Here is a 16838-nt window from a genome sequence, read left to right on the forward strand (position 1 = left end):
CGATTAACAGCTGGCAATTACTTCAATCTCAACCTTGGCATCCTTTGGCAGACGCGCAACTTCAACACAGCTGCGGGCTGGGAAAGGAAGGGTGAAGTACTGCTTGTATACTTCGTTGATGTCAGTGAGGTCTGACATGTCCTTAACAAAGACCATGGTTTTACGTACTTTGCTCATGCTGGAACCAGCGGCTTCCAGAATGGCTTTCACATTTTCCAAAGACTGACGAGCCTGAGCTTTAGTGTCTTCTGGCATTTCGCCAGTCTCAGGATTGATTGGCAGCTGACCGGAGGTGATGATCATGCCATTGAACTGCATAGCCTGTGAGTATGGGCCAATAGCTGCAGGTGCATCAGAAGTTTCGATTACTCTTTCCATTGTCGATAATATCTAGCGTTTAACGTTATTTGGAATGCCTACCATCAGACTCTGGCCATAAGGCTTTGATCTTTTATAACTGGAAGGCTGGCCGCAAAGAGCCTCTGCAGCCCTCAGGTCTATCTAGCTGAGATCTCTCTGAAGGCAGAAAAATTCTGGTGAGAACAAGGGCGCAGATACTAGCCATTTGCCAAGGTGGTGTTTTGATGTTGGTCAAAAAAACACCGACTAATTCAACTTGATCTAGGTATTTTAAAAAAAAGTTTAATGACGTGTTTTATTAAGATCAGCCTTACAAAGGGAAAGGTTTAGTACATTTGCAACCGTAACCTGATAGCAGCTTAAGTTCGAAGAAAGTTTGGCAGGTTTCGGTGTAAGTGCAATCTGTAATCAGTTAAAGTCGGCACGTTGGATTTTAGGGGATGCACAGTGACTAAACTCAAAAATGACACATTTCTTCGTGCACTGTTGAAGGAGTCCGTTGATTACACTCCCGTATGGATGATGCGTCAGGCAGGGCGTTACCTGCCAGAGTACCGTGAAACCCGCAGTCGAGCTGGCGACTTTCTCAGTCTCTGTAAAAATGCAGAGCTGGCCTGTGAGGTAACTCTTCAGCCTCTTGAGCGTTACCCGCTAGATGCGGCTATTTTATTTTCCGATATTTTGACCATTCCCGATGCAATGGGGCAGGGGCTCTATTTTGAAGTCGGCGAAGGGCCAAAGTTCCGCAAAATTATTAGAACTGCGGCAGATGTTGAGGCTTTGATTCAGCCGAATATGGATGACGAGCTCGATTATGTGATGAATGCTGTTCGGGTCATTCGCCATGAGCTTAATGGTCGTGTGCCATTGATTGGTTTTTCTGGCAGTCCGTGGACACTGGCTACTTATATGGTGGAAGGCGGTAGCACCAAAGATTTCCGTCATATCAAAGCCATGATGTTTGACCAGCCTGAAGTACTGCATCAGCTTCTGGGACGGTTGGCTGATTCTGTGACTGATTATTTGAACGCACAGATTCTTGCGGGCGCTCAGGCAGTACAGATTTTTGATACCTGGGGAGGTGTGCTTGGTAGTCGTGAATACCGTGAGTTCTCACTAAAATATATGGAGAGAATTACTGCCGGGTTGCTACGGGAAAATGAAGGCCGCAAAGTGCCTGTTATTTTGTTTACCAAGAATGGTGGACAATGGCTGGAAACCATGGCTGACACTGGAGCTGACGCTTTAGGTCTGGACTGGACAACAGATATTGGCGATGCACGTCGTCGTGTAGGTAATCGAGTGGCATTGCAGGGGAATATGGACCCCTGTGTTTTGTATGCATCTCCAAGACGCATTCGTGAAGAAGTTGGTCGTATTCTGGATGCGTATGGTGAGGGCAGTGGTCATGTCTTCAACCTTGGTCATGGTATTCACCAGTTTGCAGACCCTACCCATGCTGGCGCGTTTGTTGACGCTGTCCATGAGTTGTCTGCGCGTTAATCTGCTTTTTTAGTAACACGGAATGTTATATCAGGCGGAAGTTATTGCTTCCGCCTTTTTGGTAGCGAGTTGTTCATCCAGAACTTTTTTCAGACGTTTACCGCTGACTGGTTTTGTCAGAACTTTGTTAATTCTGGTGTGAGCCGCCAGGGTTGAATCAGGAAGTTGGCTCAGGCCTGTTAACATAACAATACGCAGGGATTTGAAATCCGCAGAGTCTGAAATTCTGCGGGCTAACTGTATACCACTGATGCCAGGCATCTGATGATCCAGTAATGCTATATCGAACGGGCGATTGAGGGTGGACTCAGTTCTCAACAGAGCCATGGCTTCAGTCGCATCTCTTGCCTGTTCAACCTGCAAACCTAATTTCTGAATCTGCTGGACCAGGATATTACGGCAGGTGTCGTTGTCATCAACAACGAGCGCCCGGTAACTGATCAAGTCTGTGGCTGCAACAGGTTGTTCAATATGATCTTTCGATTCATGAAGGGGAAGTTTTACCCAATAGTGGGTTCCCTGTTCGCTTCTTGAGGCTCCGCTGTTGCCCTTGAGGTAATTGATAACTTGGTTAGCAAGGGTAATTCCGTTGGAGGATTCACTGTTATTGATCTTCTCCCTGAGCTTACTTTTCAGGGATTGAGCAGCTGTGCTGTACCCTGCTCCATTGTCACTGGATTGCACCATAAATCGGATAGTCACAGAGCTTTCTGGAAATAGTTGGGAAGACGTGCTGCTGGAGGACAAAGCTGCGGTCAGTAAGAGTTCTCCCTGCTCTGTATGGTTTATCGCGTGGGTCATAAAGGTATTCAGGATTCGGCTGATTCGTGCAGTATCACCTTTGAGCAGGTTTGGAACATCGGAATCTATCCAACAGGCTAAATCCAACCCCAGTTGTTCTGCTTTATAGCTGTAGCGTTCAATGCAGTTATGAAGCAAGTCATCCAGATCAAACGTTTCTGTGGCTATGGCCAGTTCACCGCGATCTATTTTACTGACATCAACAATCTGGTTGATAAGCGTCAGTAGCTCCTGGCCTGAAAGCTGGATAGTATGCAGATAGTCTTGTTGCCTGTTGGAAAGTGGGGTACTGGCCATAAGCTCTGCCATTCCAAGAATACCATTCATAGGTGTGCGAAGTTCATGACCAAGATGGCTCCAGTCGGTTATGGAATGACTGGTTTCTTCCGGAGGGGATTCTTTGGGTGTTTGTTTCGGCGCTTCTTTAGGGTGAATAACAATTAATCCGAATATCACCATCAATGATGCAAACAGTAAAAAGCTTTCAATATCTAAGGTGTTGAATGGAAGAACCAGTGTGGATGCCAGGCTCAGGGTAATCTGAATAATGGTGAAAGGAATAAGAATAGTTAGCCACTGGCTGGCTTGCTGATGCCCTTCATAAAGCCTCGCAACGCCAATAGCTGTCAGTGTAATAGCGTTCAACGAGGCAAGAATCTGGAGGTACGGGTCAGTAAATAAACCAAGGAATATGGTCGTCAATATGGAAGCAATAATATTGACAGCCATTAACAGGGTCAGGATGCGATCAGCAAGTTTTGCTCCCTCTCTGGTTTGTAGTATTTGTCGGGCAAGTTGCAGGGCGCATACATACCCTATAAGTAGTGACGCGTGAAGAAAGGCGTAACGTTCAAGAGGAAGTGATGACCAAAGCTTAATTGGGATACCTGTCCAGGCAAGCTGAATAATAAACAGTGTGCCGGCTAGAAAGGATAATGATTTAAAAAAGCTCTTCTGGACACTATTTCGTTCCTGGATTGTTTTAACAGCGCAAAACAATAACAAAAGCAGGTTTATTCCCAGTAAGGCTCCTGTTTGTAAGAAGAATAACTGGTTGCTGATAACTGCATTATCAGGGCTTTCGAGAGACAGGTTAAGCTTTGGCTTATGCTCTGAATAGACTTTTATATAAACCGTTGTTGTTTCTCCCGCACCTGTAATAACAGGTATCTGCTTTAATTTGGGGAAAACCTTTCCCTGAAGTTGAAGCGTGTCTGCATTCAGAGTTTCATAAGACAAAGGAGAGAAATAAATTTCTGGCGAGGGGCTGTCATTAAAGCTGGTTCTTAGTACAAGTGTGGAGTTGGAGTTAGTGATATTTCGGATCACTAACCGGAGCCAAACATGGGTTTGTGCTGGAAGCACGAGTTGGGGATCATTCCATCGGGAAAAAGATGAAGAGTACTCAGAGCGTTCTAAGTCGTGAATCGTCAGGTTGCCTTTTTTGTCCAGAAAGTAATCTGGGTCTGTGATTTGCTGACTGAAATCCGTACGACTGATTGTGACTATGCCAAGGGCGGCATGGCTCCAGCTGATAAGGAAGAAGATAAGAAAAAAATAAGTTTTTTTGTTTTTATAGTGCACATTATAACCGACGTTTGTGTCCATACAATCCCGCAAACAGGTAAAGCTGTCTGCGGGATGTCATTATCGTCAGTATAACGTGAGTGGCTGTTTAGGAGCCACTGGATATAATGTTACTTACCAGATCCCCTGGCAATTGCTCTGTGTCCAATGTCTGTTCGGAAATAGCAATCGTTCCAGAAGATGCTTTCAATAGCGGTGTAAGCCTGTTTTTGTGCCTCTGCCACTGTGTCACCAAGAGCGGTAACGCACAGTACACGACCACCGTTTGTTACTACGTCACCATCTTTAAGAGATGTACCAGCCTGAAAAACTTGAGCTGGTACCGTTTGGTTCAATCCGGAAATAATATCTCCTTTGTTATAGCTTTCTGGATACCCTCCGGCGGCCATAACTACACCTAAAGCTGCGCGGGAATCCCACTCGCAGGTTTTATTTGCGAGCTCCCCTTTGGCTCCTGCAAGGCAGAGTTCAACCAGATCAGACTTCATTCGCATCAGAATGGGCTGAGTCTCGGGGTCACCAAAACGACAGTTGTACTCTAGAACCTTTGGGGTGCCGTCTGAGGCAATCATGATCCCGGCATACAGGAAGCCAACATACTGATAGCCTTCTTCGGCCATACCCTGAACGGTTGGATAAATAACCTCGTCCATAATCCGGGAATGCATGGCAGGTGTAACAACAGGTGCTGGGGAGTAAGCTCCCATACCTCCTGTGTTCGGGCCAGTATCGCCATTATCTCTGGCTTTATGATCTTGGCTGGTAGCTAAAGGTAGAACATTTTTTCCATCGACCATGACGATGAAGCTAGCTTCCTCACCCTGCAGGAACTCTTCAACAACGACTCTGTGGCCGGCTTCCCCAAAGGCATTGCCTGCCAGCATATCTTCAACGGCTGCAATAGCTTCTTCTTCTGTCTGAGCAAGAATAACCCCTTTGCCAGCGGCTAATCCGTCCGCCTTAACAACAATTGGTGCACCTTGTTCACGGATATAAGCGACAGCGGGTTCAATCTCAGTAAAGTTGGCATAAGCTGCAGTGGGGATCTGGTGGCGAGCCAGGAAGTCTTTAGTAAATGCCTTGGAGCCTTCAAGCTGGGCTGAGCCCTGATCCGGGCCGAAAATAGTCAGACCTTCTTTCCGGAAGCGGTCAACTACGCCAATAACCAGCGGAGCTTCAGGTCCGACGATAGTCAATTCAATACCAGTGTCTTTGGCAAAGTCGACTAACTTCTCAACATCCGTCGCTTCAATTGCAATGTTGGAGACGCCGTTAACGAGTGCTGTACCGGCATTGCCGGGAGCTACAAACACTTCAGACGTTAACGGAGACTGCAGGGTTTTCCAGGCCAGAGCATGTTCCCGGCCACCACTACCAATAATCAGGATTTTCATAACTTCAGATCCTTTGATCTTTAGTTTTGCAAAAGCGGCGGGTGAACCACTTTTGCGCGAGCTTTTAACTTATGTCTTTAGTGACGGAAATGACGCATGCCGGTGAATACCATCGCCATGCCTGCCTCATTTGCGGCATCAATCACTTCCTGATCGCGCATAGAGCCGCCAGGTTGGATGACGGCCGTGATACCAGCGGCAGCAGCCGCATCAATACCATCCCGGAAGGGGAAGAAGGCATCTGAGGCCATAACAGAGCCACGTACTTCCAAACCTTCATCTGACGCTTTTATGCCGGCGATTCGAGCGCTGTATACACGGCTCATTTGGCCAGCGCCAACACCAATTGTTTGGTGATCTTTGCAGTAAACGATGGCATTGGATTTCACATATTTGGCTACTTTCCAGGCAAACTGCAGGTCACGCATTTCTGCATCGGTAGGCAGTCGCTCAGTGACAACTTTCAATTCTTCCGTGGAAACCCGGCCAATGTCAGCATCCTGAACCAGCAGTCCACCATTGATGCGCTTGTAATCCAGGAATGGAGTTGGTGATTCTGGCAGCTTACCGCAGGCAAGTATGCGTACATTTGGTTTGCCGCTGAGGATTTCCAGGGAGTCGTCAGGGATGCACGGCGCAATGATAACTTCTACAAACTGGCGATCCAGAATTGTACGAGCCGTTGCTGCATCCAGAGGGCGGTTAAAAGCAATAATACCCCCAAAAGCGGATGTTGGGTCAGTGGCATATGCGCGGGAGTAAGCTTCGTGAATATCCGTGCCAATAGCAACACCGCAGGGGTTTGCATGTTTAACAATGACACAGGCAGGCTGCTCAAAGCTTTTCACGCATTCAAGGGCTGCGTCTGTATCAGCAATATTGTTATAAGAGAGGGCTTTCCCCTGTAATACATCCGCGCCGGCTACGCAGGCTTCGGAGGGTTCACGTTCAACAAAGAGAGCGGCTTTCTGGTGAGAGTTCTCCCCATAGCGCATCTCAGAAGATTTGATGAACTGGGTGTTAAATGTCCGGGGGAAAGTCGCTTTCTGCTCAGGTTGTTCGAAGTTTCGAAGGCCTAAATGATTGGCGATGGCTGCGTCGTAGGCTGCAGTGTGTTCAAAGGCTTCGACTGCCAGTTGAAAACGTAAGGAGTCGCTCAGGCCTCCTTTGCTTTCAAGTGTGTCTGCAATACCGTCGTAGTTATTGGTGTTAACAACGATAGCTGCATATTTGTGATTTTTGGCTGTAGCCCTGACCATGGTGGGACCACCGATATCGATGTTCTCGATAGCGTCATCCAGAGTGCATTCCGGGTTTGCTACAGTTTTTTCGAAGGGGTAGAGGTTTACAACCACCATATCGATAGGATTAATGCCGTGGGCAGCAATAATCTCATCATCCTGACCACGACGGGCAAGAATGCCACCATGAATTTTAGGGTGTAGAGTTTTCACCCTTCCATCCATCATTTCCGGAAAGCCGGTGTAGTCAGAAACGTCCGTAACCGGAATATCGTTTTCACTCAACAGGCGAAAGGTGCCGCCTGTTGACAGTATTTCAATGTCGAGAGCCGTCAGACGACGGGCAAACTCCACCACACCCTGTTTGTCAGAAACGCTGATAAGAGCTCTGCGTACAGGACGGATGCTAGGGTTGTCAGCCATTACAGTCTCGCTTTGGGTCGTTGAGCGTAGCGGGAACAGGAAAGCATTCCCTGTTCCGAATTATTTTTGCCATCCTGGCTATTTTTACTTGGCGTATGAAACAGCATCAGTCAGCTTGCTGCAACTGGTAAGCATAAAAAAACAGGCGGGAAAAGCGCCTGTTTTTGAAATTCTGCTTACAGTAAACCGAATTGCTTGAGTTTTTTTCTGAGAGTTCCCCTGTTCAGACCCAACATTACCGCTGCTCGGGTCTGGTTGCCTTTAACGTGGGTCATCACACACTCCAGCAATGGAGCTTCTACTTCAGAAAGTACCATATTATAGACATTTGTGGCGTCGTGACCCTCAAGGTGGGTAAAGTAATTGTTCATAGCCTTTTCAACACTGTCTCGCAGTGTTTGGGTTTCCTGGGAAACCGGGCTGGTCAGATGCTGACCGGTAGAGCCCATCACTGTTGTTTCCTGGGCTTCAATATCAGTCACCGTCATGCCGCAAACTCCTTTCCTTCGATGATATGCGCAAAGTGTTCCCTGATTCCGGCAATTTGGGCCGAGGGTGTTTCCAACTGGTTGAATACTTTTCGGAACGGGGCCGCTCCTTCAGTTGCCTGGAGGTACCAGCCAACATGCTTGCGAGCGATACGAGTGCCCATCACGTCGCCGTAAAAGTCATGCAGGTCCTGCAGATGAGTTAACAGGGTGTTGCAGACAGTTTCGACTGAGGGTGAAGACAGGTACTCATTGTGTTCCAGATAGTGAGCAATTTCCCTGAAAATCCAGGGGCGTCCCTGAGCTGCACGACCAATCATCACAGCACTGGCGCCGGTGTGTTCGAGAACATGGCGGGCCTTATCTGGTGATGTGATATCACCATTGGCTATGACGGGAATGGATATGGCGGAGCAAATCCTGGCAATTGTGTCGTATTCCGCTTCGCCTTTATACATGCAGCTTCTGGTCCGGCCATGAACAGCCAGAGCTTGAATGCCACAGTCCTCAGCGATGCGGGCAATAGAAACACCATTACGTTTATCAGGGCTCCAACCTGTACGAATTTTGAGGGTGACCGGTATATCAACTGCTGCCACAACGGCCTGCAGTATCTCCTGAACCAGCACTTCATCTTTCATCAGGGCAGAACCAGCAGCCTTGTTACAGACTTTTTTTGCGGGGCAACCCATGTTGATATCGATGATCTGGGCTCCCATTTCTGCGTTGCGTCGAGCAGCTTCAGCCATCATGGCAGGGTCACCACCGGCAATTTGCACAGATCTGGGTTCAGGTTCGCCGGTGTGGTCCAACCGCAAACGGGATTTACGGGTGTTCCACAGGCGCACGTCACTGGTAACCATTTCAGATACAACCAGACCGGCACCCTGTTGCAGGCAAAGTCTGCGGAACGGGCGGTCGGTAACTCCAGCCATAGGAGCCAGAACGACCGGTGATTGAATCTGGTAGGAACCGATCTTTAGCAACGTGCTTACACTCAAAATTTAGGAATGCTAACTGGTTAAAAAGTAACCGTATTTGGCCGGGTATGATAACCCGTAGACTCTCCCGGATAAAGCCGGATACCACCCTGCTGACATCGATTACTAAGGGCGGTGGATATGAACGGCAAGTGAATGAGTATATCTCAATAGGTGTTAACCCAATGCATTGCTGTACAAATATCAGGCAGTCTCATGTTGACGGAATCGCCAAAAATCACAAGAACAGAGTGAGTCAATATGATCAGGTATTGATCTGGATCAGAAGTGCCAATTTTTGACCTCAGGCTTTGTTTTTATTGTGTAAATGAAAAATCTACGGATTGTGGGGGTTGTTTGGGGCTGGTGATTTTCAGGGCCAGATGAATTGGCTGCTGAACGGGCATATTTAATGCTCCAGCTGCTTCTCCAGAGAGGTATTGCTCAGGGGAAAGAGTGCGCTTTCCTAAAATATTCTGGTTTGCGTCGAGCAGAGTCATGATCAATTTAGGATATGGCTGCTCGAAGTCCGCTTCATTGGTGATAATGGCATCAATAGCCAGAGTATTTTGGTAGTTCTGGTCGGCCCGAAGGACGATATGACTGGCCTGAATTCGGGATGCATCTATCTGGTCTGGCAACTGGCAGGACAGAACCTGGCAGATGCTGGAAGCTAATGGGCGCAAAGCAGGGGTTCGGCTGATTTCAGAAAATTTTGCTGAACTGAACTGTACCAGCAATACAAGCACGGCAACAAAACAAGCCGCTGGCCAGAGCAGGTGTGCGCCAAACGACTTCTTTTCATAACTGAGGTCGAGTGGCTCGTTTTTAAGGCTGCTGAGCTTATTGGCTGCTTGCTTCGTTGTCTGTGCTTTCTCAGTGACCCCGGCTTTGCTCGCAATTGACTTATCTGGAGCTTTTTCTCTCGTGCTGTCTTCGTTTTTTTGTTTTGGAGAATCCTGCGCCTCAGGAAGAGTTGCTGACTGTTCACTGGTTTCTGGCCCATCTTCTTCCAGATCCATTTCTTCCAGCATGGCTTTTGCCCAGGCTTCATCATCCGAGGATGACTCCTGATCAGACGAAGAGTGTTCACCAAATGACTCAGACGGCTCTATGGAAAAAGCGTCATCAGAAAAATCCAATGAAGATCTGGTTGTTTGGGTTTCGAATTCTGGTGCAGGACTTGTCTGAAATTGAAGACTCTCCGGAAGCTCGCTGCCAACAATGTAATGGGCAGCTTTAAAAACATGCAGGCAAGAGCCGCAACGCACGGAGCCTTTGGCGGCCATCAGGTGGCGACGGGTAATACGAAACGCGGTGCTGCATTCTGGGCAGCGTGTAATCCAGGATTCCACAGAGTCGTGATCGTGTGTCGTTGCTTGCATGTTTTGGTAATTAAAGGTGCAGCTGGCAGAAGACTTTTGTCATTCTGCCAGTTTTGACGGGTAAAAACTAACGGATGTCAGCTTTCTTGTTTGCGGACACCGTTTAAGCGCACCCAGCCATCCAGTTCTGTGACTGGGTCCATAGTAAACCATTCACTGTAGGCTGTAAGAACGTCGTCGGCTTGTTCAGCCAGAATGCCGGAAAGGGCAAGCTTTCCACCGGGAAGGGTGTGGCGGGCCAGAGTCTTGGCAAGACTGATAAGCGGGCCGGCGAGAATGTTGGCCACCATCACATCGGCTTTCACGTCAGGAGTATCTTTCGGGTAATAAACGTGCAGTTTGCCTTCTTCTATATTGTTTCGGCCTGCATTATCCCGGGAGGCTTCCAGAGCCTGTGGATCAGTATCAACACCCACAGCGTGTTTAGCACCAAGCAGCAACGCTGCAATAGCAAGGATTCCTGAACCGCAGCCGTAATCAATAACTTGCTTGCCATCCAGCTCCTGCGCATCAAGCCATTTCAGGCACAGAGCTGTGGTTGGGTGGGTACCAGTACCAAAAGCCAGACCGGGGTCGAGCATCAGGTTTACGGCTTCGGGGTGAGGGATTTCTTTCCAGCTTGGGCATACCCATAAACGCTTTCCAAACTGCATAGGGTGAAAGTGAGTCATCCATTCTCGCTCCCAGTCTTTGTCTTCCACAATTTCAATTCTGTGAGCGCTGTAACTGCCGAGGGCAACATTGTTCAACTGCACCATAACTTCTTCCATATCTGTATCAGCTGCAAACAAGCCAAACAGTCGAAGGTTGTTCCAGAGCGGTGTTGTGCCTAAGTCAGGTTCATACAGAGGCTGATCACAGCCGTCCTGATAGGTTACCGCACAGGCTCCGCATTCCAGCAGTAAATCCTCCAACTCAGAAGACTGGTCGGGGGTTGTATCGAGTTTCAGCTGAATCCAGGACATAGGCTCTTAATACGCGTGAAAGCGGTTGGGACAATTGGAGTGATTGTATGTTTGATCGGGGAGGGTAGAGAGAGACAGAACGGCTGTCAAACGACAGCCGTTCTGTATTGAAGGTGGTGTTGGGAGTTAACCTTCCAGTTTTTTGGTCAGGTAGTGAATATTGACACCACCTTCTATGAACCCGGTATCACGTACCAACTCTTGATGCAGAGGGGTGTTGGTGCGAATACCTTCAATTACCAACTCATCCAGAGCATTACGCATACGGGTCAAGGCTGTTTCTCTGTCCGGGCCCCAAGTAATCAGTTTGGCGATCATGGAGTCGTAGAATGGCGGTACGGAATATCCTTGGTACAGGTGTGAATCTACGCGAACACCATTGCCTCCAGGCATATGCAGTTGGGTCAGCTTGCCGGGAGAAGGCATAAAGGTTTTTGGGTCTTCGGCATTGATTCGGCATTCAATGGCATGGCCGTTGAATTTAATATCATCCTGGGTAACAGACAGTGTTTCGCCATTGGCAATGCGCAGTTGCTCCTTGATTATGTCAAAGCCAGAAATTTCTTCAGAAACTGGGTGTTCCACCTGAACCCGTGTATTCATTTCGATGAAGTAAAACTCACCTTCCTGATACAGGAACTCAAATGTGCCAGCGCCGCGATAACCAATTTCGATGCATGCATCGGTGCAGGCTTTATAAATGCGCTGACGTGCTTCCTCTGGAATTCCAGGTGCTGGAGCTTCCTCTATAACCTTCTGGTGGCGACGCTGTAAAGAACAGTCCCGGTCACCAAGGTGAATGGCATTGCCTTGTCCATCTGAAAGAACCTGTACTTCTACGTGGCGAGGTGTTTCCAAAAACTTCTCAAGGTAAACAACATCGTTATTGAATGCGGCACCAGCTTCTGTGCGGGTCACGCTAATAGCATTCAATAGCCCCTGTTCCCGGTGAACAGCACGCATGCCGCGACCGCCGCCGCCGCCAGAGGCTTTGATGATAACGGGATAGCCAATGTTTCTGGCAATTTTTAACGTGCGTTCATGGTCGTCTGTTAGCGGGCCGTCTGAGCCAGGTACGGTGGGAACACCCGATTTTTTCATCGCCTTGATGGCGGAAACTTTGTCTCCCATCAGACGGATTACTTCAGGTGATGGGCCAATAAAGGTGAAGCCACTGCGCTCCACCTGTTCGGCAAAATCGGCATTTTCAGCAAGAAAGCCATATCCGGGGTGAATGGCCACGGAGTCGGTGACTTCTGCTGCACTGATAATTGCCGGGATGTTCAGATAGCTGTCTGTAGCATTGTTAGGACCGATACAAACTGTTTCGTCTGCCAGTCGTACATGCATCAAATTTTCATCAGCCTTTGAGTGAACTGCAACTGTTTTAATGCCCATTTCCTTGCATGCGCGAAGGATGCGCAGGGCAATTTCACCCCGGTTGGCAATAAGAACTTTTTCCAGCATGGATGAGTACCTGCCAATCAGACGATAGTGAACAGAGGTTGGTCAAACTCAACGGGAGAGCCGTTTTCGACCAGAACCGCTTCGATAACTCCGGTCTTGTCAGCTTTGATCTGGTTCATCATTTTCATAGCTTCAACAATGCAGAGTACATCGCCTTCTTTTACTTGGCTGCCCACTTCAATGAATGCGGCGGAGTTGGGTGATGGAGAGCGATAGAAGGTGCCAACCATTGGGGAGTGAACCTGATGGCCTGTTGCTGCTGGTTCTGCGGGAGTTTCTGTTGTTGCTTCAACGGCTGGAGCGGCTGCTATAGGAGCGGGAGCTGCGGCAACAACTGTTTGCGGGGCTGGAGCAGGGTTACTGGAGTTGCGGCTGATGCGTACAGACTCTTCACCCTCGTGAATTTCTAGTTCATCGATGCCGGACTCCTCAAGGAGTTCGATTAGTTTTTTTACTTTACGGATATCCATGCTCAATTCCAGTTAGCTTTTGGCTTATAAGGAAAATGTTGCGCTCAGGAGGCGTCGAGATGTTTGATGGCAGCCTGTAAGGCGTATTCATAGCCTGCCGCTCCCAACCCACAGATAACCCCAATGGCAACATCTGAAAAATAAGAGTGATGGCGAAATGGTTCCCGGCTGTGCACATTGGAGATGTGAACTTCAATAAAAGGTAGTGAAACACCTAGGATTGCATCTCTCAGAGCAACACTTGTATGGGTAAATGCCGCCGGGTTAATGATCAGAAAGTCTATACCTTGATTGGCCGTATCGTGAACTCGTTCAATCAGTTCATACTCAGCATTACTTTGCAGGCACTGAATATGATGGCCAGCAAGCTGGGCCTGCTCAGTAAGGGTCTGATTGATATCGTTCAGAGTTGTTGATCCGTAGACACCCGGTTCGCGGGTTCCCAACAGATTCAGGTTAGGACCGTGCAATACGAGGATTGAGGCCATAAGGTAACTCTCGCTGAATTCTCGCCAATAATAGGAGCGTATTGTGCCCCATGCATAATAGCTAGTCTATATTATGCATGTTACAGCACGTTATCAGCATGTTTCCTTATTTTCCCGGCGAGATGTTCTTTGCAGATTACTGTGTGGCAGCCCTTTCCAGAAGAGAAATAAACGTTTCAGCGCCGATTTCTCCCTGTTTTGTTAAAAATTCCAGTTCCTGACCGGTTTTACTGAAGAAAAGGAAGGCTGGTGGGCCAAAGAGGCCATATTTACGCAAGATGTCCCGTTGATCGGCGGAGTTGTCAGTAAGATCGAATCTTAAAAATGAATAATTCTCTAAAGCCTTTTGTACAGAGGATTGGGTTAGCACCTCTCTTTCAAAGACTTTGCAGGAAATACACCAGTCTGCGTAAAAGTCCACAATTACAGGTTTTTTAGCAGAAGATGCCGTCAGTAAAGCTGCATTTAACTCTTGGCTCGATGTAACGGTGGTTATTGCGCTGTGAGATGCAGATATCTGACTTGCTGGAGCTGAACCAAGGGGTTTGAGTGGGTTTGTATTGCCCTGAATGCCACCAACAAACAGTGTGACTCCATAAATCAGAAGTAGAACACCAATGACCTGCCGGAAAGCCTGTGATCCTCTGCGTTGATTAAAATCGAGGGCTCCGAGATAGATAGCACTGCCTACGAGCAGGGCCCCCCACAGCAGAAGAGTAACAGGTTCTGGAATCAGTCTTTCAATCATCCAGATCGCCACACCCAGCATCAGAACACCAAATACTGCTTTGATGCCGTTCATCCATGCTCCGGCTTTGGGTAGAAGGCTTGCTCCGCCGGCCCCAACAATAAACAGTGGCGTGCCCATACCTAACCCAAGAGCAAACAAGGAAAGGCCGCCTACAACTACATCTCCGGTTCCACTGATATAAACCAAAGATCCTGCTAGTGGGGCAGACACACAGGGCGAAACCAGCAATGTAGAGAACACGCCAGCCAGTGATGCACCTATCCAGGTTCCCTGACGGCCATCCTGACTTTTTTGATCTGCGCGAGTTAGCAATGAGCGAAGCTTTTCCGGAAGTTGGAGCTCGTAGAGGCCAAACATAGAGAGAGCCAGAGCAACAAATAAAATGGCAAAGGGAATCAATAACCAGGGGGATTGCAAACGAGCCTGAAGGTTCAGGCTGGCACCGAAATATCCCATCAACATGCCAACAATGGCATAGGTGGCAGACATTGCCAGCACATAACACGCGGTTAGGAAAATATTATGGGAGCGTGATCCATTACTGTTCGCCACCATTGCTGAAACAATAGGGATCATGGGCAACACACAGGGAGTAAACGTTAAAGCTAGTCCGCCAAGAAAAAACAGTCCCAGAATATTTAACAGGCCTTGATCATTCAAAAGTGCCGAGAGGAAATCATCTTCGCCTGTTTCCTGCAAAACAGTGTTTGGCTTAACTGGCAAAGATGGTAGTTGTACAGCACTCGAGCTGGTGGAATCTTGTAAAGGAATAATATTTTGAGTGGTTGGAGGGTAGCAGAGCCCTGCATCAGCGCATCCCTGAAAGTTTACTCTTATTTCTGGGAATTCTTCGCTCGTTGTAATGGGAATGCGAACATCAATGTCTTCAGGGAAAATCTCCAAGTCCCGCTTCATAAATTTATCAAACTTGGTGAGCCCTGCCGGAAATACCGGTTTACCCAACTGGGTTCGTTCAGTATTTACGGGCTGGAAACTGAACATATGGCGATAGAGATAATGTTCAGGTGTGACGGCAAAGCGAATCACTACTGCATTCTGCTCCATCGTAGCGGACACCTGAAAAGCCTCTTCAACGGGTAAAAACTCTGATTCTGAAGGGGTCGTAGCATTGCCAAGTAGAGATTTGAAATTGACAGCGGAAGCCGGGGAGGATATTCCCAGCACAAGAAGGAAAAGGGATAAGAAGGAATATTTCAGCAATTTCTGCATTGGCTCAGTGCTCATGAAATCAGCGGCTTATTGTTGCCTTACGCCAACCATAGAGCAATGGATTCTCTGCCGGAAGCTTTTATAGAGAATTCTGGAGCTGGGGTAGAGAAATCTACCCCAGAAAGCCAATACTTACTTGGCTGCTTCAACAGATTTGATGATGGATTGGCGGGCAGCATCAGCGTCCTTCCATTCATCAATCTTCACCCACTTACCTTCTTCCAAGTCTTTGTAGTTTTCGAAGAAGTGCTCAATCTGCTGGATCAGCAGAGGGGGAAGGTCGGTGTACTCTTTAACATCGCTGTAGATTTTGGTCAGTTTGTCGTGGGGTACAGCAACAACCTTTTCATCTTGGCCGCTCTCGTCTGACATGTTCAGCATGCCTACAGGGCGACAGCGAATAACGGAACCCGGAGCCACTGGGTAAGGGGTAACAACCAGCACATCCAGAGGGTCTCCGTCATCGGCCAGAGTCTGAGGCACATAACCATAGTTGGCTGGGTAGAACATAGGCGTTGACATAAACCGGTCAACAAACAGGGAGTTGGTGTCCTTGTCTATTTCGTACTTTATAGGATCACTGTTGGCAGGAATCTCAATGACAACGTAGATATCGTTGGGGATGTCCTTGCCAGGAGAAATGCTGTCGAAGCTCATTAGGTGGAAACCCTGTTTTTGTAAGTAAGCTCGCGGATTATAAGGCTGCAAACCGAGTAGCTCCAGCTCTATTTTTCTTGCCAGTCCAGCGCTGGAGAGCTATAGCAGTAGAAGGGGTATTTGGCGCCTTGTGAGGCTTACAGGCATCTTTGTAGGAGGACGTGATTATGCGATCAATTACTGTCGAAGAATGTATGACCCGTTCAGTCGTTACCCTCCAGCCGGACATGGGCGTTGTTGAAGCTATCCGGGTATTACTGAAACACAATATTACAGCGGCTCCTGTAGTCGGAGAGGATGGTTCCCTGAACGGTATTTTATCGGAGACTGACTGTCTTCAGGGGACTTTAACAGGGAGCTATTATTCTCAGGACAGTGGGCTTGTTTCTGAGTTTATGGAGAAAAATGTTGTGACCGCTCATTGTTCCGACAGCATTATTGATGTTTATGAACGCTGTATGACCGAAAAAGCCCTGCGGGTGCCTGTTCTTAATGATGACGGCTCTATTGTCGGGATGCTAAGCCCCAAGGATCTTATGGCAACAGTTCTGGAATATTACGAAAAACCTATAAAAACAAATGGGTAGACGCTGGTTTCTTTATCAAAAAAGCCATATTTCCGGCACATTTGCACCAGATTCAATGAGT

The 16838-nt window shown here is 48.0% G+C and carries 15 protein-coding genes; 2 read left to right on the plus strand and 13 right to left on the minus strand.

All coding sequences use genetic code 11. From position 1 onward, the window contains the following. Positions 1–3 precede the first annotated feature (3 nt). A complete protein-coding gene (locus tag QMA35_RS05320; protein ID WP_281646096.1) occupies positions 4–378 on the minus strand; it encodes a RidA family protein in 375 nt (124 codons plus the stop codon). 429 nt (positions 379–807) lie between these two features. Between QMA35_RS05320 and hemE the strand changes: the two genes are divergently transcribed. Continuing rightward, the gene (hemE, locus tag QMA35_RS05325; protein WP_281646097.1) at positions 808–1863 is read left to right on the plus strand and encodes a uroporphyrinogen decarboxylase; all 1056 of its coding nucleotides are present in this window, start codon (positions 808–810) and stop codon (positions 1861–1863) included. A gap of 30 nt (positions 1864–1893) precedes the next feature. On the opposite strand, the gene QMA35_RS05330 is transcribed toward hemE, so the two are convergent. The 12 genes from QMA35_RS05330 to ppa form a co-directional block, all read right to left on the minus strand. Continuing rightward, on the minus strand, positions 1894–4272 hold the full coding sequence (locus tag QMA35_RS05330) for a response regulator (protein WP_281646098.1): 2379 nt from the start codon (positions 4270–4272) through the stop codon (positions 1894–1896). Between the two features lie 89 nt (positions 4273–4361). Then, positions 4362–5645: a phosphoribosylamine--glycine ligase gene (purD, locus tag QMA35_RS05335; protein ID WP_281646099.1), complete on the minus strand. Its 1284-nt coding sequence runs from the start codon at positions 5643–5645 to the stop codon at positions 4362–4364. A gap of 77 nt (positions 5646–5722) precedes the next feature. Continuing rightward, positions 5723–7309 carry a bifunctional phosphoribosylaminoimidazolecarboxamide formyltransferase/IMP cyclohydrolase gene (purH, locus tag QMA35_RS05340; protein ID WP_281646100.1) on the minus strand — a complete coding sequence of 529 codons (1587 nt, stop codon included), beginning with the start codon at positions 7307–7309 and terminating at the stop codon, positions 5723–5725. Between the two features lie 176 nt (positions 7310–7485). Then, a complete protein-coding gene (gene fis, locus QMA35_RS05345; protein WP_348650930.1) occupies positions 7486–7758 on the minus strand; it encodes a DNA-binding transcriptional regulator Fis in 273 nt (90 codons plus the stop codon). A gap of 35 nt (positions 7759–7793) precedes the next feature. Further along, entirely contained in the window at positions 7794–8798 is a 1005-nt protein-coding gene (dusB, locus tag QMA35_RS05350; RefSeq protein WP_348650929.1) for a tRNA dihydrouridine synthase DusB, read from the minus strand. A 296-nt stretch (positions 8799–9094) separates the two neighbouring features. After that, a complete protein-coding gene (locus tag QMA35_RS05355) occupies positions 9095–10162 on the minus strand; it encodes a zinc-ribbon and DUF3426 domain-containing protein (protein ID WP_281646102.1) in 1068 nt (355 codons plus the stop codon). Between the two features lie 77 nt (positions 10163–10239). Continuing rightward, complete coding sequence (gene prmA / locus QMA35_RS05360) at positions 10240–11127, minus strand: 50S ribosomal protein L11 methyltransferase (RefSeq protein WP_281646103.1); 888 nt, start codon at positions 11125–11127, stop codon at positions 10240–10242. Between the two features lie 126 nt (positions 11128–11253). Continuing rightward, a complete protein-coding gene (gene accC / locus QMA35_RS05365) occupies positions 11254–12594 on the minus strand; it encodes an acetyl-CoA carboxylase biotin carboxylase subunit (protein WP_281646104.1) in 1341 nt (446 codons plus the stop codon). A 17-nt stretch (positions 12595–12611) separates the two neighbouring features. Beyond that, entirely contained in the window at positions 12612–13064 is a 453-nt protein-coding gene (gene accB, locus QMA35_RS05370) for an acetyl-CoA carboxylase biotin carboxyl carrier protein (RefSeq protein WP_281646105.1), read from the minus strand. 44 nt (positions 13065–13108) lie between these two features. Then, positions 13109–13552 (minus strand): type II 3-dehydroquinate dehydratase, encoded by a 444-nt coding sequence (gene aroQ / locus QMA35_RS05375; RefSeq protein WP_281646106.1) that lies wholly within the window; start codon positions 13550–13552, stop codon positions 13109–13111. A 136-nt stretch (positions 13553–13688) separates the two neighbouring features. Beyond that, complete coding sequence (dsbD, locus tag QMA35_RS05380; protein WP_281646107.1) at positions 13689–15548, minus strand: protein-disulfide reductase DsbD; 1860 nt, start codon at positions 15546–15548, stop codon at positions 13689–13691. Positions 15549–15665: 117 nt separating this feature from the next. Further along, positions 15666–16190: an inorganic diphosphatase gene (ppa, locus tag QMA35_RS05385; RefSeq protein WP_281646108.1), complete on the minus strand. Its 525-nt coding sequence runs from the start codon at positions 16188–16190 to the stop codon at positions 15666–15668. 167 nt (positions 16191–16357) lie between these two features. Between ppa and QMA35_RS05390 the strand changes: the two genes are divergently transcribed. Next, the gene (locus tag QMA35_RS05390) at positions 16358–16777 is read left to right on the plus strand and encodes a CBS domain-containing protein (RefSeq protein ID WP_281646109.1); all 420 of its coding nucleotides are present in this window, start codon (positions 16358–16360) and stop codon (positions 16775–16777) included. The last annotated feature ends 61 nt before the right edge of the window (positions 16778–16838 follow it).

It is taken from the genome of Parendozoicomonas sp. Alg238-R29, assembly GCF_947331445.1.
Taxonomy (GTDB): domain Bacteria; phylum Pseudomonadota; class Gammaproteobacteria; order Pseudomonadales; family Endozoicomonadaceae; genus Sansalvadorimonas.

What these genes read in the sequence shown, in the direction of transcription:
- prmA (WP_281646103.1), bottom strand. Translation starts at nt 11,127, where the DNA reads ATGTCCTGGATTCAGCTGAAACTCGATACAACCCCCGACCAGTCTTCT.
- ppa (WP_281646108.1), bottom strand. Translation starts at nt 16,190, where the DNA reads ATGAGCTTCGACAGCATTTCTCCTGGCAAGGACATCCCCAACGATATC.
- fis (WP_348650930.1), bottom strand. Translation starts at nt 7,758, where the DNA reads ATGGGCTCTACCGGTCAGCATCTGACCAGCCCGGTTTCCCAGGAAACC.
- QMA35_RS05320 (WP_281646096.1), bottom strand. Translation starts at nt 378, where the DNA reads ATGGAAAGAGTAATCGAAACTTCTGATGCACCTGCAGCTATTGGCCCA.
- QMA35_RS05330 (WP_281646098.1), bottom strand. Translation starts at nt 4,272, where the DNA reads ATGGACACAAACGTCGGTTATAATGTGCACTATAAAAACAAAAAAACT.
- purD (WP_281646099.1), bottom strand. Translation starts at nt 5,645, where the DNA reads ATGAAAATCCTGATTATTGGTAGTGGTGGCCGGGAACATGCTCTGGCC.
- accC (WP_281646104.1), bottom strand. Translation starts at nt 12,594, where the DNA reads ATGCTGGAAAAAGTTCTTATTGCCAACCGGGGTGAAATTGCCCTGCGC.
- purH (WP_281646100.1), bottom strand. Translation starts at nt 7,309, where the DNA reads ATGGCTGACAACCCTAGCATCCGTCCTGTACGCAGAGCTCTTATCAGC.
- QMA35_RS05390 (WP_281646109.1), top strand. Translation starts at nt 16,358, where the DNA reads ATGCGATCAATTACTGTCGAAGAATGTATGACCCGTTCAGTCGTTACC.
- accB (WP_281646105.1), bottom strand. Translation starts at nt 13,064, where the DNA reads ATGGATATCCGTAAAGTAAAAAAACTAATCGAACTCCTTGAGGAGTCC.
- QMA35_RS05355 (WP_281646102.1), bottom strand. Translation starts at nt 10,162, where the DNA reads ATGCAAGCAACGACACACGATCACGACTCTGTGGAATCCTGGATTACA.
- dsbD (WP_281646107.1), bottom strand. Translation starts at nt 15,548, where the DNA reads ATGAGCACTGAGCCAATGCAGAAATTGCTGAAATATTCCTTCTTATCC.
- aroQ (WP_281646106.1), bottom strand. Translation starts at nt 13,552, where the DNA reads ATGGCCTCAATCCTCGTATTGCACGGTCCTAACCTGAATCTGTTGGGA.